The sequence below is a fragment of the Pseudoalteromonas sp. S4492 genome (assembly GCF_005886115.1).
In the GTDB taxonomy this organism is placed as follows: Bacteria; Pseudomonadota; Gammaproteobacteria; order Enterobacterales; family Alteromonadaceae; genus Pseudoalteromonas; species Pseudoalteromonas gelatinilytica.
In genome coordinates, this window is record NZ_PNCP01000042.1 from 14,758 (window position 1) to 27,846 (window position 13,089).

10 protein-coding genes are annotated in these 13,089 nt (G+C 42.6%); 5 read left to right on the forward strand and 5 right to left on the reverse strand.

Translation table 11 applies throughout. The annotated features are described in order from the left end of the window. Positions 1 to 298 precede the first annotated feature (298 nt). Entirely contained in the window at positions 299 to 1,570 is a 1,272-nt protein-coding gene (locus tag CWC28_RS13930; RefSeq protein WP_063707394.1) for a sugar MFS transporter, read from the reverse strand. A gap of 137 nt (positions 1,571 to 1,707) precedes the next feature. Between CWC28_RS13930 and CWC28_RS13935 the strand changes: the two genes are divergently transcribed. Beyond that, entirely contained in the window at positions 1,708 to 2,925 is a 1,218-nt protein-coding gene (locus CWC28_RS13935; protein WP_063707397.1) for an AGE family epimerase/isomerase, read from the forward strand. Beyond that, the gene (locus tag CWC28_RS13940; protein WP_063707399.1) at positions 2,925 to 3,878 is read left to right on the forward strand and encodes a carbohydrate kinase family protein; all 954 of its coding nucleotides are present in this window, start codon (positions 2,925 to 2,927) and stop codon (positions 3,876 to 3,878) included. The genes CWC28_RS13935 and CWC28_RS13940 overlap by 1 nt, the downstream gene beginning before the upstream one ends. 58 nt (positions 3,879 to 3,936) lie before the next feature. Here the strand turns inward: CWC28_RS13940 and CWC28_RS13945 are convergent, their stop codons facing one another. After that, positions 3,937 to 5,580, reverse strand: a complete 1,644-nt coding sequence (locus tag CWC28_RS13945; protein ID WP_138625281.1) for a M1 family metallopeptidase — start codon at positions 5,578 to 5,580, stop codon at positions 3,937 to 3,939. A 212-nt stretch (positions 5,581 to 5,792) separates the two neighbouring features. Between CWC28_RS13945 and CWC28_RS13950 the strand changes: the two genes are divergently transcribed. Together CWC28_RS13950 and CWC28_RS13955 are read left to right on the forward strand one after the other, a co-directional pair. Further along, entirely contained in the window at positions 5,793 to 6,560 is a 768-nt protein-coding gene (locus tag CWC28_RS13950; RefSeq protein ID WP_138625282.1) for a hypothetical protein, read from the forward strand. Between the two features lie 75 nt (positions 6,561 to 6,635). Continuing rightward, positions 6,636 to 8,372 carry a hypothetical protein gene (locus CWC28_RS13955; protein WP_138625283.1) on the forward strand — a complete coding sequence of 579 codons (1,737 nt, stop codon included), beginning with the start codon at positions 6,636 to 6,638 and terminating at the stop codon, positions 8,370 to 8,372. A 26-nt stretch (positions 8,373 to 8,398) separates the two neighbouring features. On the opposite strand, the gene CWC28_RS13960 is transcribed toward CWC28_RS13955, so the two are convergent. The 3 genes from CWC28_RS13960 to CWC28_RS13975 all read right to left on the reverse strand — a co-directional run bounded on the left by CWC28_RS13960 (position 8,399) and on the right by CWC28_RS13975 (position 11,586). Further along, on the reverse strand, positions 8,399 to 8,923 hold the full coding sequence (locus CWC28_RS13960; protein ID WP_054563794.1) for an RNA methyltransferase: 525 nt from the start codon (positions 8,921 to 8,923) through the stop codon (positions 8,399 to 8,401). Next, positions 8,923 to 9,420, reverse strand: a complete 498-nt coding sequence (locus tag CWC28_RS13965; RefSeq protein WP_054552059.1) for a YcgN family cysteine cluster protein — start codon at positions 9,418 to 9,420, stop codon at positions 8,923 to 8,925. The genes CWC28_RS13960 and CWC28_RS13965 overlap by 1 nt, the downstream gene beginning before the upstream one ends. Before the next feature lie 342 nt (positions 9,421 to 9,762). Then, positions 9,763 to 11,586, reverse strand: a complete 1,824-nt coding sequence (locus CWC28_RS13975) for a DUF885 domain-containing protein (protein ID WP_119852923.1) — start codon at positions 11,584 to 11,586, stop codon at positions 9,763 to 9,765. A 147-nt stretch (positions 11,587 to 11,733) separates the two neighbouring features. Between CWC28_RS13975 and CWC28_RS13980 the strand changes: the two genes are divergently transcribed. Continuing rightward, positions 11,734 to 13,002 (forward strand): Xaa-Pro dipeptidase, encoded by a 1,269-nt coding sequence (locus CWC28_RS13980; protein ID WP_138625284.1) that lies wholly within the window; start codon positions 11,734 to 11,736, stop codon positions 13,000 to 13,002. Positions 13,003 to 13,089 lie beyond the last annotated feature (87 nt).

Genomic DNA, 13,089 nt, shown 5'->3' on the forward strand with positions numbered 1-13,089 from the left:
CAAATTTAAAGCTCTTTGTCTTATAAAATTAAGCTAAAACTAGAAAAACGTTCCTTTTATTAAAGTACGCTTTCTTTGAAAATCAATTACTTTGTTAACGGCAGCACATTCAACTTCTTAAGTCGCCTTTAATAAATAACAGCAAAAACAACCTTGGAACGTTCCTACAAATTACTACTTTAACCACCCCTGAATACGTATTCATTAAATCATTTTGTCATCAAGTTTTGTTGGCTCTAGCAAAAAATGGCACAAAAAAACCCCGCAACTCAGTGCGGGGTTTTATTAATCGTAATTGTTAGCCGATGCGTTTTTTCCAGCTATCAGCTAAGCGAACAACGTTTAAGCCGTACCAAGCGATAAATGCATAACAAATCACTGGTACAAAGAAGCTTTGTTGAATACTAACAGTATCTGCAACCACACCTTGCACTAACGGTACTAATGCACCACCCACGATTGCTAAACATAACCAACCCGACCCTTTACTGGTCAGTGATCCTAAGCTTTCGATTGCAACTGAGAAAATCGTTGGGAACATGATTGAGTTAAATAAACCAATCGCAAGTACTGAGTAAAGCGCAACATTACCTTCAGTGAAAATAGTCACTAACAGTAATACAATTACCATCATGGCATTAAAGAATAACGCTTTTGAAGGCGCAATCTTTTGCAGTGCTGCAGAGCCAATGAAACGACCTACCATTGCACCGCCCCAATAATAAGCAATTAGGCTTGCAGCCGCATGCTCTTCAAGGCCAGCAATGTGTGCTTCACCAAAGTAGTTTACTAAGAAGCTACCAATTGAAACCTCTGCACCTACATAACAGAAGATACCTACAACACCCATCATTAAATGAGGCGCTTCAGCTAGGCTGTGGCCTTTTGCTTTGCAGTCTTGCTCTTCTGAGTGCTCAGAAATAACCGGTAATTTAAAGAAGGCAAATACCACAGCAATGGTCAGTAGTGCTGCTGCAAGCATAAGGTATGGCACTTTTACAGATTCAGCAGTGGCCGCGTTTGCAGCTAGTGTGCCCGCTGTACCAAAGAATAAAATACCACCCACATATGGTCCAACTGTAGTACCAAGTGAGTTAAGTGCTTGAGCTAAATTTAAACGTGACGACGCCGTTTTTTCAGGACCTAACGCCACAACATACGGGTTAGCAGATACCTGTAATACGGTAATACCTGATGCTAAAACAAATAACGCACCTAAGAATAACCAATATTCATGCACAACAACTGCTGGGTAAAATAACATACAGCCAATTGATGCCACGACTAAGCCTGTTAGCACGCCATTTTTATAGCCCAGTTTTTTAACCAACATGCCCGCTGGTAGCGAAACAATAAAGTAAGCACCAAAGAAACAAAACTGAACCAGCATTGCCTCTGTATAGGTTAAATCGAATACCCCTTTTAAGCGCGGGATCAACACGTCATTTAAAACTGTAATGAAACCCCATAAAAAGAACAGGGTTGTCATTGCCGTCAGTGGTAGCAGGTAGTTTTTATTTTGCTGCGAACCATCGGCGACAAACGATTGGTTTGTATTTATTTCACTCACGTGGTTTTCACTCCGTTAACAAGTTACCTTTGATTCTACACATTGAAGTAAAAATAGCACAAAGATTTACTAGGAACGTTCCAATATTTTTATTTCCTGCTATAGTTGCTAAATGTACACAGATTTATTGATAGACCATGGCAACAGTTGACTTTAAAAGCCCTGATTTTCTTAAGCAGCATATCCAAGATACCCTTGCTTTTTATCACCCCCATTGTGTTGACCATTCAGCTCATGGCTTAGCGGGCTTTTATCAGTTCTTTAAAAATAATGGCGCGATTTACGATAAACACACTCGCCATTTAGTTTCGAGTACCCGCTTTGTATTTAACTATGCGATGGCATACATCGAATTCAAAGAGCCAGAATATTTAAGCCTAACTAAACATGGTTTAGCCCACCTTGAACATGCGCATAAGCAAGCATCTGGTGGTTATGCTTGGCTTATTAAGCAAGAAGATAACGGCGCAGTCACTGTGTTAGACGATACTAACCATTGTTACGGGCTTGCCTTTGTTATGCTTGCAAACGCAGTAGCCTTAAAAGCAGGGGTAAACGACTGCAAAAATACAATTTCTCAGGTTTGGGATTTATTAGAGCAGCACTACTTTGAACCCCAGCATAATGCCTATTTAGATGAGCAAAATGCCGATTTTAGCTGTGCAGATGACTATCGCGGCCAAAATGCCAATATGCATTTATGCGAAGCCTTACTCATGTGTTTTGAAGCAACCAACGAGACCCGTTATTTAAAACGTGCTAAACAACTTGCCGAAACTTTTACCGTAAAACTGGCAGCACAGAGCCAACAGTTTGTCTGGGAGCATTACGCTAAAAATTGGCAAATCGATTTAGATTACAACAAAGATGACCCGCAGCATTTATTTAGACCTTGGGGATTTCAACCAGGGCATCAAACTGAGTGGGCAAAACTGTTACTTATTTTAAACCGCCATATTGATGAACCTTGGCTGGTAACGCGTGCTAAAAGCCTGTTTGATGAAACCTTAAGCATCGCGTGGGATCAGCAACATGGGGGCATTTTCTATGGCTTTGCACCAGATAAACAAATTTGTGATAGCGATAAATACTTTTGGGTGCAAGCCGAATCATTAGCCGCAGCGGCCCTACTCGCTGATGCCACACATGACGAAAGCTATTGGCAATGGTACGAAAAAATTTGGCAATACAGTTGGCAACATATGGTAGATCACCAATATGGTGCGTGGTATCGCATTTTATCAGCACAAAACCAACCATACAGTGACGAAAAATCGCCAGCAGGCAAAACCGACTACCATACTATGGGTGCCTGCTACGAAGTATTAAGAACCTTAACCTTGAGGAATGCATAATGAGTTTAGTGTGTTTTGGCGAAGCATTAATCGACTTTTTATCAGATGGTAAACAACCAGAGTCATTTACTAAATACGCAGGGGGCGCACCTGCTAATGTGGCTGTTGCAGCAGCAAAACTAGGCCTAAACACCAGCTTTTGCGGCATGTTAGGCGATGACATGTTCGGTCACTTTATTAAACAAGAACTTGACCAGCATGCGGTAAACACCCAGTACTGTACATTCACCGATGCCGCGAAAACAGCGCTGGCGTTTGTATCACTTGATGACAGTGGCGAACGCTCGTTTAGTTTTTATCGCCCACCAGCCGCCGATTTACTGTATCGCATAGACGATTATGACCATGCAATGTTTGCAAATCACGCCATCATGCATGTATGCAGCAACAGTTTAACTGAGCACAACATCTATCAAACCACAATTTATGGTTTAACGCAGGCGAAAAAAGCCGGTGCAATTTGTAGCTTTGATATGAATCTGCGCGAAAACCTATGGCCAAGTATGCGCCATACTATAGATAGAATGTGGCATGTTATTTCACTGGCAGATATCGTTAAACTCTCATTTGAAGAGCTTGAGTTTTTAAATCAAAAAAGCCATCAAGAAATGTCACTTGAGCATACTATCGATGCCATTTTAAAGGCCGGTGTAACCTGTTTGCTGGTTACCAATGGCGGCGAAGCAATCAGCTTTTATCACGCAGACTTTAAAGGCCAAGTTAGCCCACCAGCGACAAAAGTGGTTGATACCACAGCTGCAGGTGATGCGTTTATTGGCGGCATGCTGTCAAAGATTGGTCAGCACTGTGAAAACAAACAAAGCTTTAAAGCGTTTTGCCAAACGCCAGAGAATATCGAACAAACCATTGCTTATGCAGCTAAAGCTGGCGCTTTTGCAGTAAGCCGCTATGGTGCATTTGCGTCTTTACCAAGCGCAGCCGATTTAGCCTAGAGCTTTGTTTAGGTTGAGTAATAAGCCCAGCATTAGTAATTAATGCCGGGCTTATTCGCTATTGCTCAGCTTTACATTTATCGATAATTGGTAAATACCTAAACACCTTCATGTTTGGATCGATCACCACATGATCCCCCGCTTTTAAAGCAATGCTAATCTCGCCATTTTCAACAGAATAAGTTTGCAACGAGCCGTTTATTTGCACCGGAACTGGCATAGGGAATGGCTTACCTTGCAAAGTGTTTTTGTTCCATCTCAGCGTTAAGCTGTTAGCTGATTGAATAACATCAATTTCCGGTAATTGAGCCTGCTTTAAATACACATCAAACAGCCAGCTATAATCTTTCGCCGTTAAGCGGTTAACAATAGCAATAAACTCATCGGTATTTCGATACCGTGGTGAAATTGGGTAAGCCAATTGCTTGGTATCGTTCACCCCATAAAGCAGCTCACGGGTGGCTTGCCAAAATAACTCATCACCAATCAACCAGCGTAAGGTATGTAAAGTCCAACTGCCTTTGCCATAAATATCTGGGTTGAATGCTTGATCTGAGGTTATATCGCCATCAAGAACAATGGCTTTACAGTTTTTCAGCCCTAAATACGACTTATACATGCTGTGGTTATAGGCCGCTTCACCGAATTTATACAAGCTATAACTTGGCTGCATGTAACTGCCAAAGCCTTCGTGTAGCCATGCATCGTTGAGTTTTTCATGGGTCATTAAATTACCAAACCACTCATGAGCTAACTCATGCTGTAATAACCAATCATAACCGCCTGCATCACGCTTATATTTTTTACCATAGGCATTGATCGTTTGATGTTCCATACCTAAATACGGTGTTTCAACAAAGCCCAGTTTGTTATTCCCCCATGGGTAAGGCCCTAAAAAGCGCTCAAAAAACGCGACTTGAGAACGTAAATCCTGCTCTATTAGCATCGACGCTTGCTGTGTGTGTTTAGCAAGTGCCCAAAATTCAATCGGAACCTCAGTGCCATTAATACTGGTATAACTGCGCTCAATACGTTGATACGGGCCTATGTTCAGAGCAATGTTATAGTCGCTTGCAGGCACAGATAGCAGCCAATCAAATTGTTGTTTGTGTGCACCGACTGGTTTTACGCTTTGCAATACCCCGTTGGTTACCGCACTTAAACCATTTGGTACTGTGAGCCTTATGCGCATGCTATCGGCTTTGTCAGCAAAATGATCTTTACATGGCCAGAATAAATCACAGCCTTCGCCCTGCACTGCGGTAGCTATCCACGGCTCGCCGCTTTCGGTTTCAGCAAATACAAACCCGCCATCCCAAGGGGCGTTTTTAGCAATATGGGGGTTGCCCTCATAGGCCACCGCAACACTCACTGTGCTGCCCGCAGCGTATTGCTTACCTAAATCGATATTTAGCACACCTGCATTGCGGGTATAGTTAAGTGTTTTATCGTCAGAGGTTATGGCAGTGATTAAAAATCGGCTATCAAGTTTTAGTTCAACAAATTGGCTTGCAGATAGCATTTTAAACTGCGTTTTCGACACGCCTTTAATGCGTTTATCATCAGGAAACACTTCAAGTGATAAGTCGTAAAATTGCACATCGCTTTTTAGTGCAACTGCCGATAATGGCTGACCTGTATCACCAACGCTTGGATCAAGTGGCAAAGGTTTAACACTACAGCCAGCTAAAATGGCGGTCATAGCAATCGCTGTAGCGCTTTTAAAAAAATGAGTTACCTGCAAAACATCTACTCCATGTCGTTATTATTGTTATTAAAATATGACATAGCTGAAAGATTAAAACTGTGCTTTGCGTTGAATAACAAAACGAAAATAATTCATCATCAAATCAAGGAAAAAAAGCCCAAGCGTTTCTATAATTAATACTGTGATTTATTTAAAAGGATTTGATTATGCTCACTTTAAAACAACCTCGTATGTTAACGCTTTTATCTTTCGGTTTAGTATTCGCCTCACCAACCGTTTATGCCGACCAATGGCAATTTTCTGTAGAGCCTTATTTAATGGCCACTGCGATTGATGGCAGTTCGGCAATCGGCACTATAGAAGCTCCCCTTGAAGTCGAATTTGATACCATTTTAAACAACCTCGATAGCGCATTTATGCTCCATTTTGAGGGCTATCATCAATCAAACTGGGGCTTTATTGCTGACTGGGGCTATATGGATTTAAGTAAATCTCATAACGCCCCAAAACTTGGGGTGCTCAGTGCTCGGGTGCGCCAAGCCGTGCTCGAATTAAGTGTTGCCTACCGTTTCTCTAGCCCTTCGATGGGCGATTGGGTTAACTATGTGGGTATTCGTCGTTGGGATAACAGCTACGAATTCGATCTTGACCCTAACTTTATGTCGCAAGTGTCAATGGTCGACAGAGATGAAGATTGGATTGACCTCATTTTTGGCTTTCACTTGAACAAACAATTAAGCGAACATTGGCAGTTAACAACCGCAGGGGATCTCGGTGGTTTTAACTTAAACGCTAAATTGACTGGCAGCTTTAAATTAGGTGCGGTGTATCAAATAAGTCCGCATTGGGATCTGGGAATGAGCTATAAAACCACCTATGTAGATTACCAAACAGGCCAACGCGGAAATAAAAACTTCTTTAGTTATGATACATTTACCCACGGCCCGCAAATAAGCGTGAGCTATCAGTTTTAGTCGTTAGCCTGCTAGTAATTTGTTTCTATTTCATGGTATGTTTTTTAACTAATTAAAGAAAAAGGAATTCATCCTATGAATAATAAGCTTCTTGCTGGGGGCGCAATTGCGATTGTTGCAGGTGCGTTGTTGTACTCACAAAATAAAGCCAGTGTTGATGTAGATTTACCTGAGCTTGCCTACGTACCTGCCGACACGGCGGTTTTTTATGGTCAACTTAAACCGTTTCCGTACAGCAAATACTTTGCGCTTATGCCAGATGCAATGAAAGGCACGAGCGATTTAACGCCCATCATTGCTGAGCTTAAAACTGTTGATGATAAGAATGCCCTATTCCTTGCATCACTGATGGAAAAATACCAACAATCACTGAGCTCTTACGATGCCTTCAAATCGATTTGGGGCTTTGGTGATGACTACAAAGGCATGATGTATGCGCAAGGTTTAATGCCGATTGTGCGTTTTCAGGTCGCTGATCAAAGCAGCATTATCAATAGCATTAAGCAATCTGCTGATGAAGCCGGTATTGCGTATACAACTGAAAGCCTTGAAGGCGTAAGCTACACACGCTTTGCCATTGAGCTTGAAGGCTTAGATAACTTCAACCTAATTGCATCAACTCACAACAATTGGGCTACCATCACGCTAACCACTGCGCTTTCTAATGATCAAGATTTACGTATTGCCCTTGGCGTAGAAAAACCGGCTCAATCACTGGCTGAGACTAAAAAACTGCCTGAGCTAATTAAAACTTTCTCGCTTGATGGCAACTCGGTTGGCTTTGTTGATCATCAACGTATCGCCAATGCTGTAACAGGCAAAGAAGACTCTCGCTTACACCAGATGCTTAAAGAGCTACTTGATAAAGCCCAGCAAGCGAATGCATTAGCAGCGATTTCAACACCTGAGTGTCAAGATGACATTGCAGCCATTGCCGCTAAATGGCCTGCGACTGTATCAGGCACAACAAAAACCCGTATTACCACCGACTACGCCGACTTTGACGTAAAAGCAGTACTGCAAAGCACAGATCAAGACTTACTAAATACGCTACAAGCCGTGCGTGGCTTTGTACCAAAACACACCACCGGGCTTGACGGACAAATGATGAGTGTTGCTTATGGTATTGATGTAGCAAAAGTACTGCCACTAGCCAATACATTAACGGGTGCAATTAAGTCAGCTGAGTTTAACTGTGGCCCAATTGTCGCACTACAAAATGAAATGCAAGAAGTAAGCACCGCTGGCCTTGCTATGATGTCGGGCTTTGCTAATGGCGTACAAGGTATGAGTGTGAGCGTTCAAGACGCTGCATTTACTATCGATGACTACAATGGCCCACAAATAGACAAACTTGATGCCATCGTTACCTTATCGGCTACTGATGCCCATGGCTTGTATTCAATTGCGCAAGGTTTTGTGCCGCCGCTTGCTAACATAAAACTACCAGCCAATGGTGATGCCGTACTGATCAATGAATACATTCCATCGCCTGTGCCACTTAACTTTGATATAAAAATGGCCCTTAAAGGCAATCATATTGTGATTTTTACGGGTGATAAGTCAGCGCAGATTGCCGAGACTTTAGAGTCGCAAAGTGTCACTAAAAATGGCTTTGTGAACATGGCATTCGACGTACAAAAAATCTTATTACCTTTGCTTGATACGATTGCTGCAACGGGTCAATTAAGTGATGAAGAAATGGCTGAGCTTGATTCCCTACGCGACCAACCTGTAGGTGTGTATTTTGCCACAGACATTACCGACAACGGCATTGGCCTTGAAAGTAACGTACAAATTACTAAAAAGTAGTTTTGAGTTTGAATCTAAAAAGAGCGCTATTTAGCGCTCTTTTTTTGTTGCCATTTAAGTGAGTTGTTAGTGTCTCGACTATTGCAAATGGTGTCGTTTGAACTCTCAATACCACCGAGTTTGGCAAGTCGGTCGTAAAGCACAACATTGCAGGTTGCGGCTAGGTTCATACAGCCAATGGTTGGTACATACACTACTTCATCACACCATTTCAGCACGTCTTTACTGACTGAGCCATCTTCAGGGCCAAATACATAAAATGCGTTTTCAGGGTGCTTAAATTCAGGCAGCGGCGTTGCACCTTCAACAAGCTCAATCACCACCGTTGTGGCACCTTCAGGCTTTGCTTGCTCAAGGCTTTCAACTTGCGTTAGCGGAATGTGCTCAAGCACATTTTTGGTATCGGTATGGTACTTATTTGCACGTAAATAGCGGCTACCAGTAAAAAACACCTGCTTAGCGTTGTAACAACCCGCGGCACGTAATACGCCACCCACATTGGTTGGGCTTTTTGGGTTTAACAAGCCAATGCTTGCTTTAAGTGTGCTCATTAATCAATGTCTCTGGTTGGCCATTCGGCCACGTAAAGGTCAAAGTCATCTAGATCTACATCACAGTCTTTCACTGTTTTGTCACGCACAGAAATACCCAGCTCATGCATCATATCTTTACTACCACCGTTCAATAACGGGTGCCAAGACGCAAGGCCACGGCCTTCGTAAAGGCGGCGGTAGCTACAGCTTTGCGGCATAAAAAAGATATCTTTGAGGTTTTCTTTAGTGAGCTTTACACATGAAGGCACCAAGGTTTGGCGGTTCGCATATTCGCTACACCCACAGGTGTCGTTGTCTAGGTATTGGCAAACGATATTAGTGAAGATCAGTTCTTCACCCTCGCGAAGTTGATCCGTTGCGGTAAATTCATCTTCGTCTTCACTGTCGATAAATGTGTTTAAACAACATTTACCACAGCCGTCACAAATGGCTTCCCATTCGGGTTGTGACATTTGCTCAAGCGAGCGCTTAAGCCAAAATTGATCTTCTAACATGGTATTACTCAAAGCCCCTAAACAGCGCGCATTCTAGCGTAAAGCCAGCATGCGCGCAAAGTTTAGCGAGTTTGGGCGATACCCAAGCCATCTCAAGATGCAGAATTCAGCGTTTCACAGGTGCCTTAATATCAAGGCGTTACTTTGCAAGAATGGCATTCCCTTTTAAGAAGTAACAACGATGAGAGTAAGTGCCTGTGAAGCGCCCAAGGGGTTGGTTTAAAAGCGACTTATACTGCGTTATTGATTTTAACAATAGAACCACTATTACTTGCAATCAATGCCTTGCCTAAATCGCTTTTAATTCCAACTGAAACTCGCACCTTGAGTTTGTTTGGTATATTATTTTTGCTCGTTAACCCAACGCTTAATTTTCTCTTCAAGAATTGGCATAGGTAATGCGCCATCAATCAGCACTTGCGTATGGAAAGCTTTAATGTCGAACTTATCGCCTAGCTCTTTGCTCGCGTAGTCACGTAGTTCTTGAATTTTGAACTGACCTAACTTGTACGACAGCGCTTGGCCCGGCCATGCAATGTAACGCTCAACTTCGGCAATAATGTCGCTTTCGGCCATTGATGAGTTAGCCAACATGTAATCAATACCTTGTTGACGTGTCCAACCTTTTGCGTGGAAACCAGTATCAAGCACTAAGCGCATTGCACGTAATTGCTCATCTGATAAACGGCCATACCACATGTAAGGGTCGGTAAATAAGCCAAGCTCTTTACCTAAACTTTCTGCATACAATGCCCAACCTTCTGCAAATACCGTGTAGCCACCAAATTTACGAAACAGCGGTAGTCCTTCAATTTCTTGTTGCAAGGCAATTTGAAAGTGGTGACCCGGTGCGGCTTCGTGAATAGACAAGGTTTCAAGCAAAAACTTAGGCTGTGCTTTTAGGTTAAAGGTATTAATATAGAAAATACCTGGGCGGGAGCCATCTGGTGCTGGCGACTGGTAAGATGCACCCGCAGCTGATTCAGCGCGGAAATCTTCAACGGCTTTTACAACGTATGGCGCTTTTGGCGCAATATCGAACATTTGCGGCAGCTTAGCATCAATCTTTTCTTTTACAGCTTCGTACGCGGCAATTAACTCTTCAGGCGTATCGTAGTAAAACTCATCTGAGGTTCTTAGGTGTTCAAAAAACGCTTTTAAATCGCCTTCAAAACCGACAGTCTCTTTGACTTTTTTCATCTCAGATAAAATGCGCGATACTTCGCTTAAGCCAATGTCATGAATTTCATCGGCGTTTAAGCTCAGCGTTGTATGCTGTTTAATTTGGTACTCATACCATGCTTTACCATTTGGTAGGTCACTGTAACCAATGCTTTCACGGGCATTTGGAATATATTCATTCGCTAAAAAGTCAGCCATTTTTTGATACGCAGGCACTAAACGCTCGCTGATCATCGCCGTGTACGCGCTTGTTAGCTGTGCTTTTTGCTCGTCGCTGAAAGATTCAGGTAACTGAGCAATTGGCCCCCAGAATAATGACTCTTCTGGTTTTTCTACGATATGAGTTTGAAATTGCGGTAATAGTTTTTCAGCAAGCGGTTTAGGAAGAACCACTTTGTCTTTCATACCTTGGCGCATTGATTGTTCAACACTGTCTAACCAAGCGATGAAACCGTCAGCACGTTTTTCAAATGCTTGATAATCTTCAACCGTGTTAAAAGGTTGTGCGCTTTGCCCAGAACCTAATGCAGCAAAGGTATTATGTGCCCCACCCATTTGGTTAATTGGCATTAAGTAACTTGGAAACTGAGCGCCTTCAATCGCAAGGTCTAAATCGCGGGCTAGAATTTCGTAGCTCAATAATGACTGACCCTTTAATTGCGCTTTGTCGATATTTGCTAATTTGTTCTTGTATTCTTTAACAAAGTTAAGCTGCTCGTCGCGGTTTGCTTTACTAATAGGTGCAATAAATTGGTCGTTATATTCGCTACGGCCAATGTAAGTACCACCAATTGGATTAAACTTTAAGCCTGCTTCAAAGTAGTCTGCTAGTAATGTATCAAGTTGCTCTGTGGCTGACGTTGCGCTTGGTGCTTGTTTGCTTACTGCCTGAGTTGTTTTTTCGTTGCTTGGCGTTGATTCATTACAACCAAGTAATGCAAACATCACCGCCGAACTAAGTAGTGCTAGTTTTACGTTTTTCATTCTTTCCCTGCCCTTATATTAAGTACGCGTAAATTATGAGGGTTTAGTTCCCTATTTAGCAAGTATCGCTGCAACTTATCGCAGTTTATTTACACTTTGCAAGCTGATTGCTAGAGTGGCGGCTCGACTTACCAATTTTGAATAAAAATGAAAAAGACAGCTCTTGCTATTAGCCTAGGCCTAACTTGCCTAACCTCTCTAAATACCTACGCAACCACCTACTTATCGGCAAAAGCCATGGTAGATGTAAATTCAGGTAAACTGATTAAATCACCACTTATCAGTATAGATAATGGTCAAATTACAGCTGTACAAAGCAATAAACAGCCAAACTTAAAAGACGGCGATAAGCACATTCAATTATTAGAACTGACTTTGGTGCCGGGTTTAATGGATATGCATGTGCATTTAACGAGCGATCCTACCGTGCCGCGCAGTGAGCGAATTGGTCAATCGATTCCGCGTAAAGCAATTAAAGCGGCACACTTTGCCGAAAAAACACTGTATGCAGGTTTTACAACGCTGCGTAACTTAGGCGCAGAAGGCTACAGCGTGATTGCAGTACGCGATGGCATTAACGCAGGCGATATTGTTGGCCCACGTATTTGGGCAGCTGGCCCGTCTTTAGGTGTTACTGGCGGTCACTGTGATAACAACCGTTTACCACCAGAAATGAAATACACCGCCGAAGGCGTTGCTGATGGCCCATGGGCTGTGCGCGCTAAAGTACGTGAAAACATTAAGTACGGTGCTAATGCCATTAAGTTTTGCGCTACAGGCGGGGTATTTTCAAAAGGCACAAAAGTCGGTATTCAACAATATAGCCAAGACGAAATGAACGCCATTGTTGACGAAGCTCATTTACGTGGCCTAACCGTTGCAGCCCATGCGCACGGTACCAGTGGTATTAAAGCGGCCATTGTTGCCGGTGTAGACAGTGTTGAGCACGTTAGTTTTGTTGATGACGAAGCCATTAAACTTGCCAAAAAACACGGCACTTGGTTCTCAATGGATATTTACAACACTGAGTACACCCTTGCCTTTGGTGAACAAAACGGGGTTGCAGAAGAAAACCTCAACAAAGAACGCCAAGTATCTAAAAAGCAACGTGATAGCTTTAGCCGTGCAGTAAAAGCTGGCGTAAACATGGTGTTTGGTACTGATGCCGCGATTTACCCTCATGGCGATAACGCGAAGCAGTTCTCGCGTATGGTTGAATTTGGTATGACACCACTGCAAGCCTTACAGTCTGCCACCATCAATAGCGCTAAACTGCTAAAAATGGATGATCAACTTGGGCAAATCAAAAGCGGCTTCTTAGCCGATATTATCGCCGTTAAAGGCAACCCACTTGAAAACATTGCAGTACTTGAAGATGTACAATTTGTAATGAAAGACGGCAAGGTTTTTAAATAAGCTATTATGCTGGCTTTGCATGAGTGAAGCCAGCAACCTTTCTTGTATCTATATCGTAAACAAAATTAACAACCATAAAACCAGTTG

What these genes read in the sequence shown, in the direction of transcription:
- CWC28_RS13935 (WP_063707397.1), top strand. Translation starts at nt 1,708, where the DNA reads ATGGCAACAGTTGACTTTAAAAGCCCTGATTTTCTTAAGCAGCATATC.
- CWC28_RS13940 (WP_063707399.1), top strand. Translation starts at nt 2,925, where the DNA reads ATGAGTTTAGTGTGTTTTGGCGAAGCATTAATCGACTTTTTATCAGAT.
- CWC28_RS13945 (WP_138625281.1), bottom strand. Translation starts at nt 5,580, where the DNA reads ATGACCGCCATTTTAGCTGGCTGTAGTGTTAAACCTTTGCCACTTGAT.
- CWC28_RS13950 (WP_138625282.1), top strand. Translation starts at nt 5,793, where the DNA reads ATGCTCACTTTAAAACAACCTCGTATGTTAACGCTTTTATCTTTCGGT.
- CWC28_RS13955 (WP_138625283.1), top strand. Translation starts at nt 6,636, where the DNA reads ATGAATAATAAGCTTCTTGCTGGGGGCGCAATTGCGATTGTTGCAGGT.
- CWC28_RS13960 (WP_054563794.1), bottom strand. Translation starts at nt 8,923, where the DNA reads ATGAGCACACTTAAAGCAAGCATTGGCTTGTTAAACCCAAAAAGCCCA.
- CWC28_RS13965 (WP_054552059.1), bottom strand. Translation starts at nt 9,420, where the DNA reads ATGTTAGAAGATCAATTTTGGCTTAAGCGCTCGCTTGAGCAAATGTCA.
- CWC28_RS13975 (WP_119852923.1), bottom strand. Translation starts at nt 11,586, where the DNA reads ATGAAAAACGTAAAACTAGCACTACTTAGTTCGGCGGTGATGTTTGCA.
- CWC28_RS13980 (WP_138625284.1), top strand. Translation starts at nt 11,734, where the DNA reads ATGAAAAAGACAGCTCTTGCTATTAGCCTAGGCCTAACTTGCCTAACC.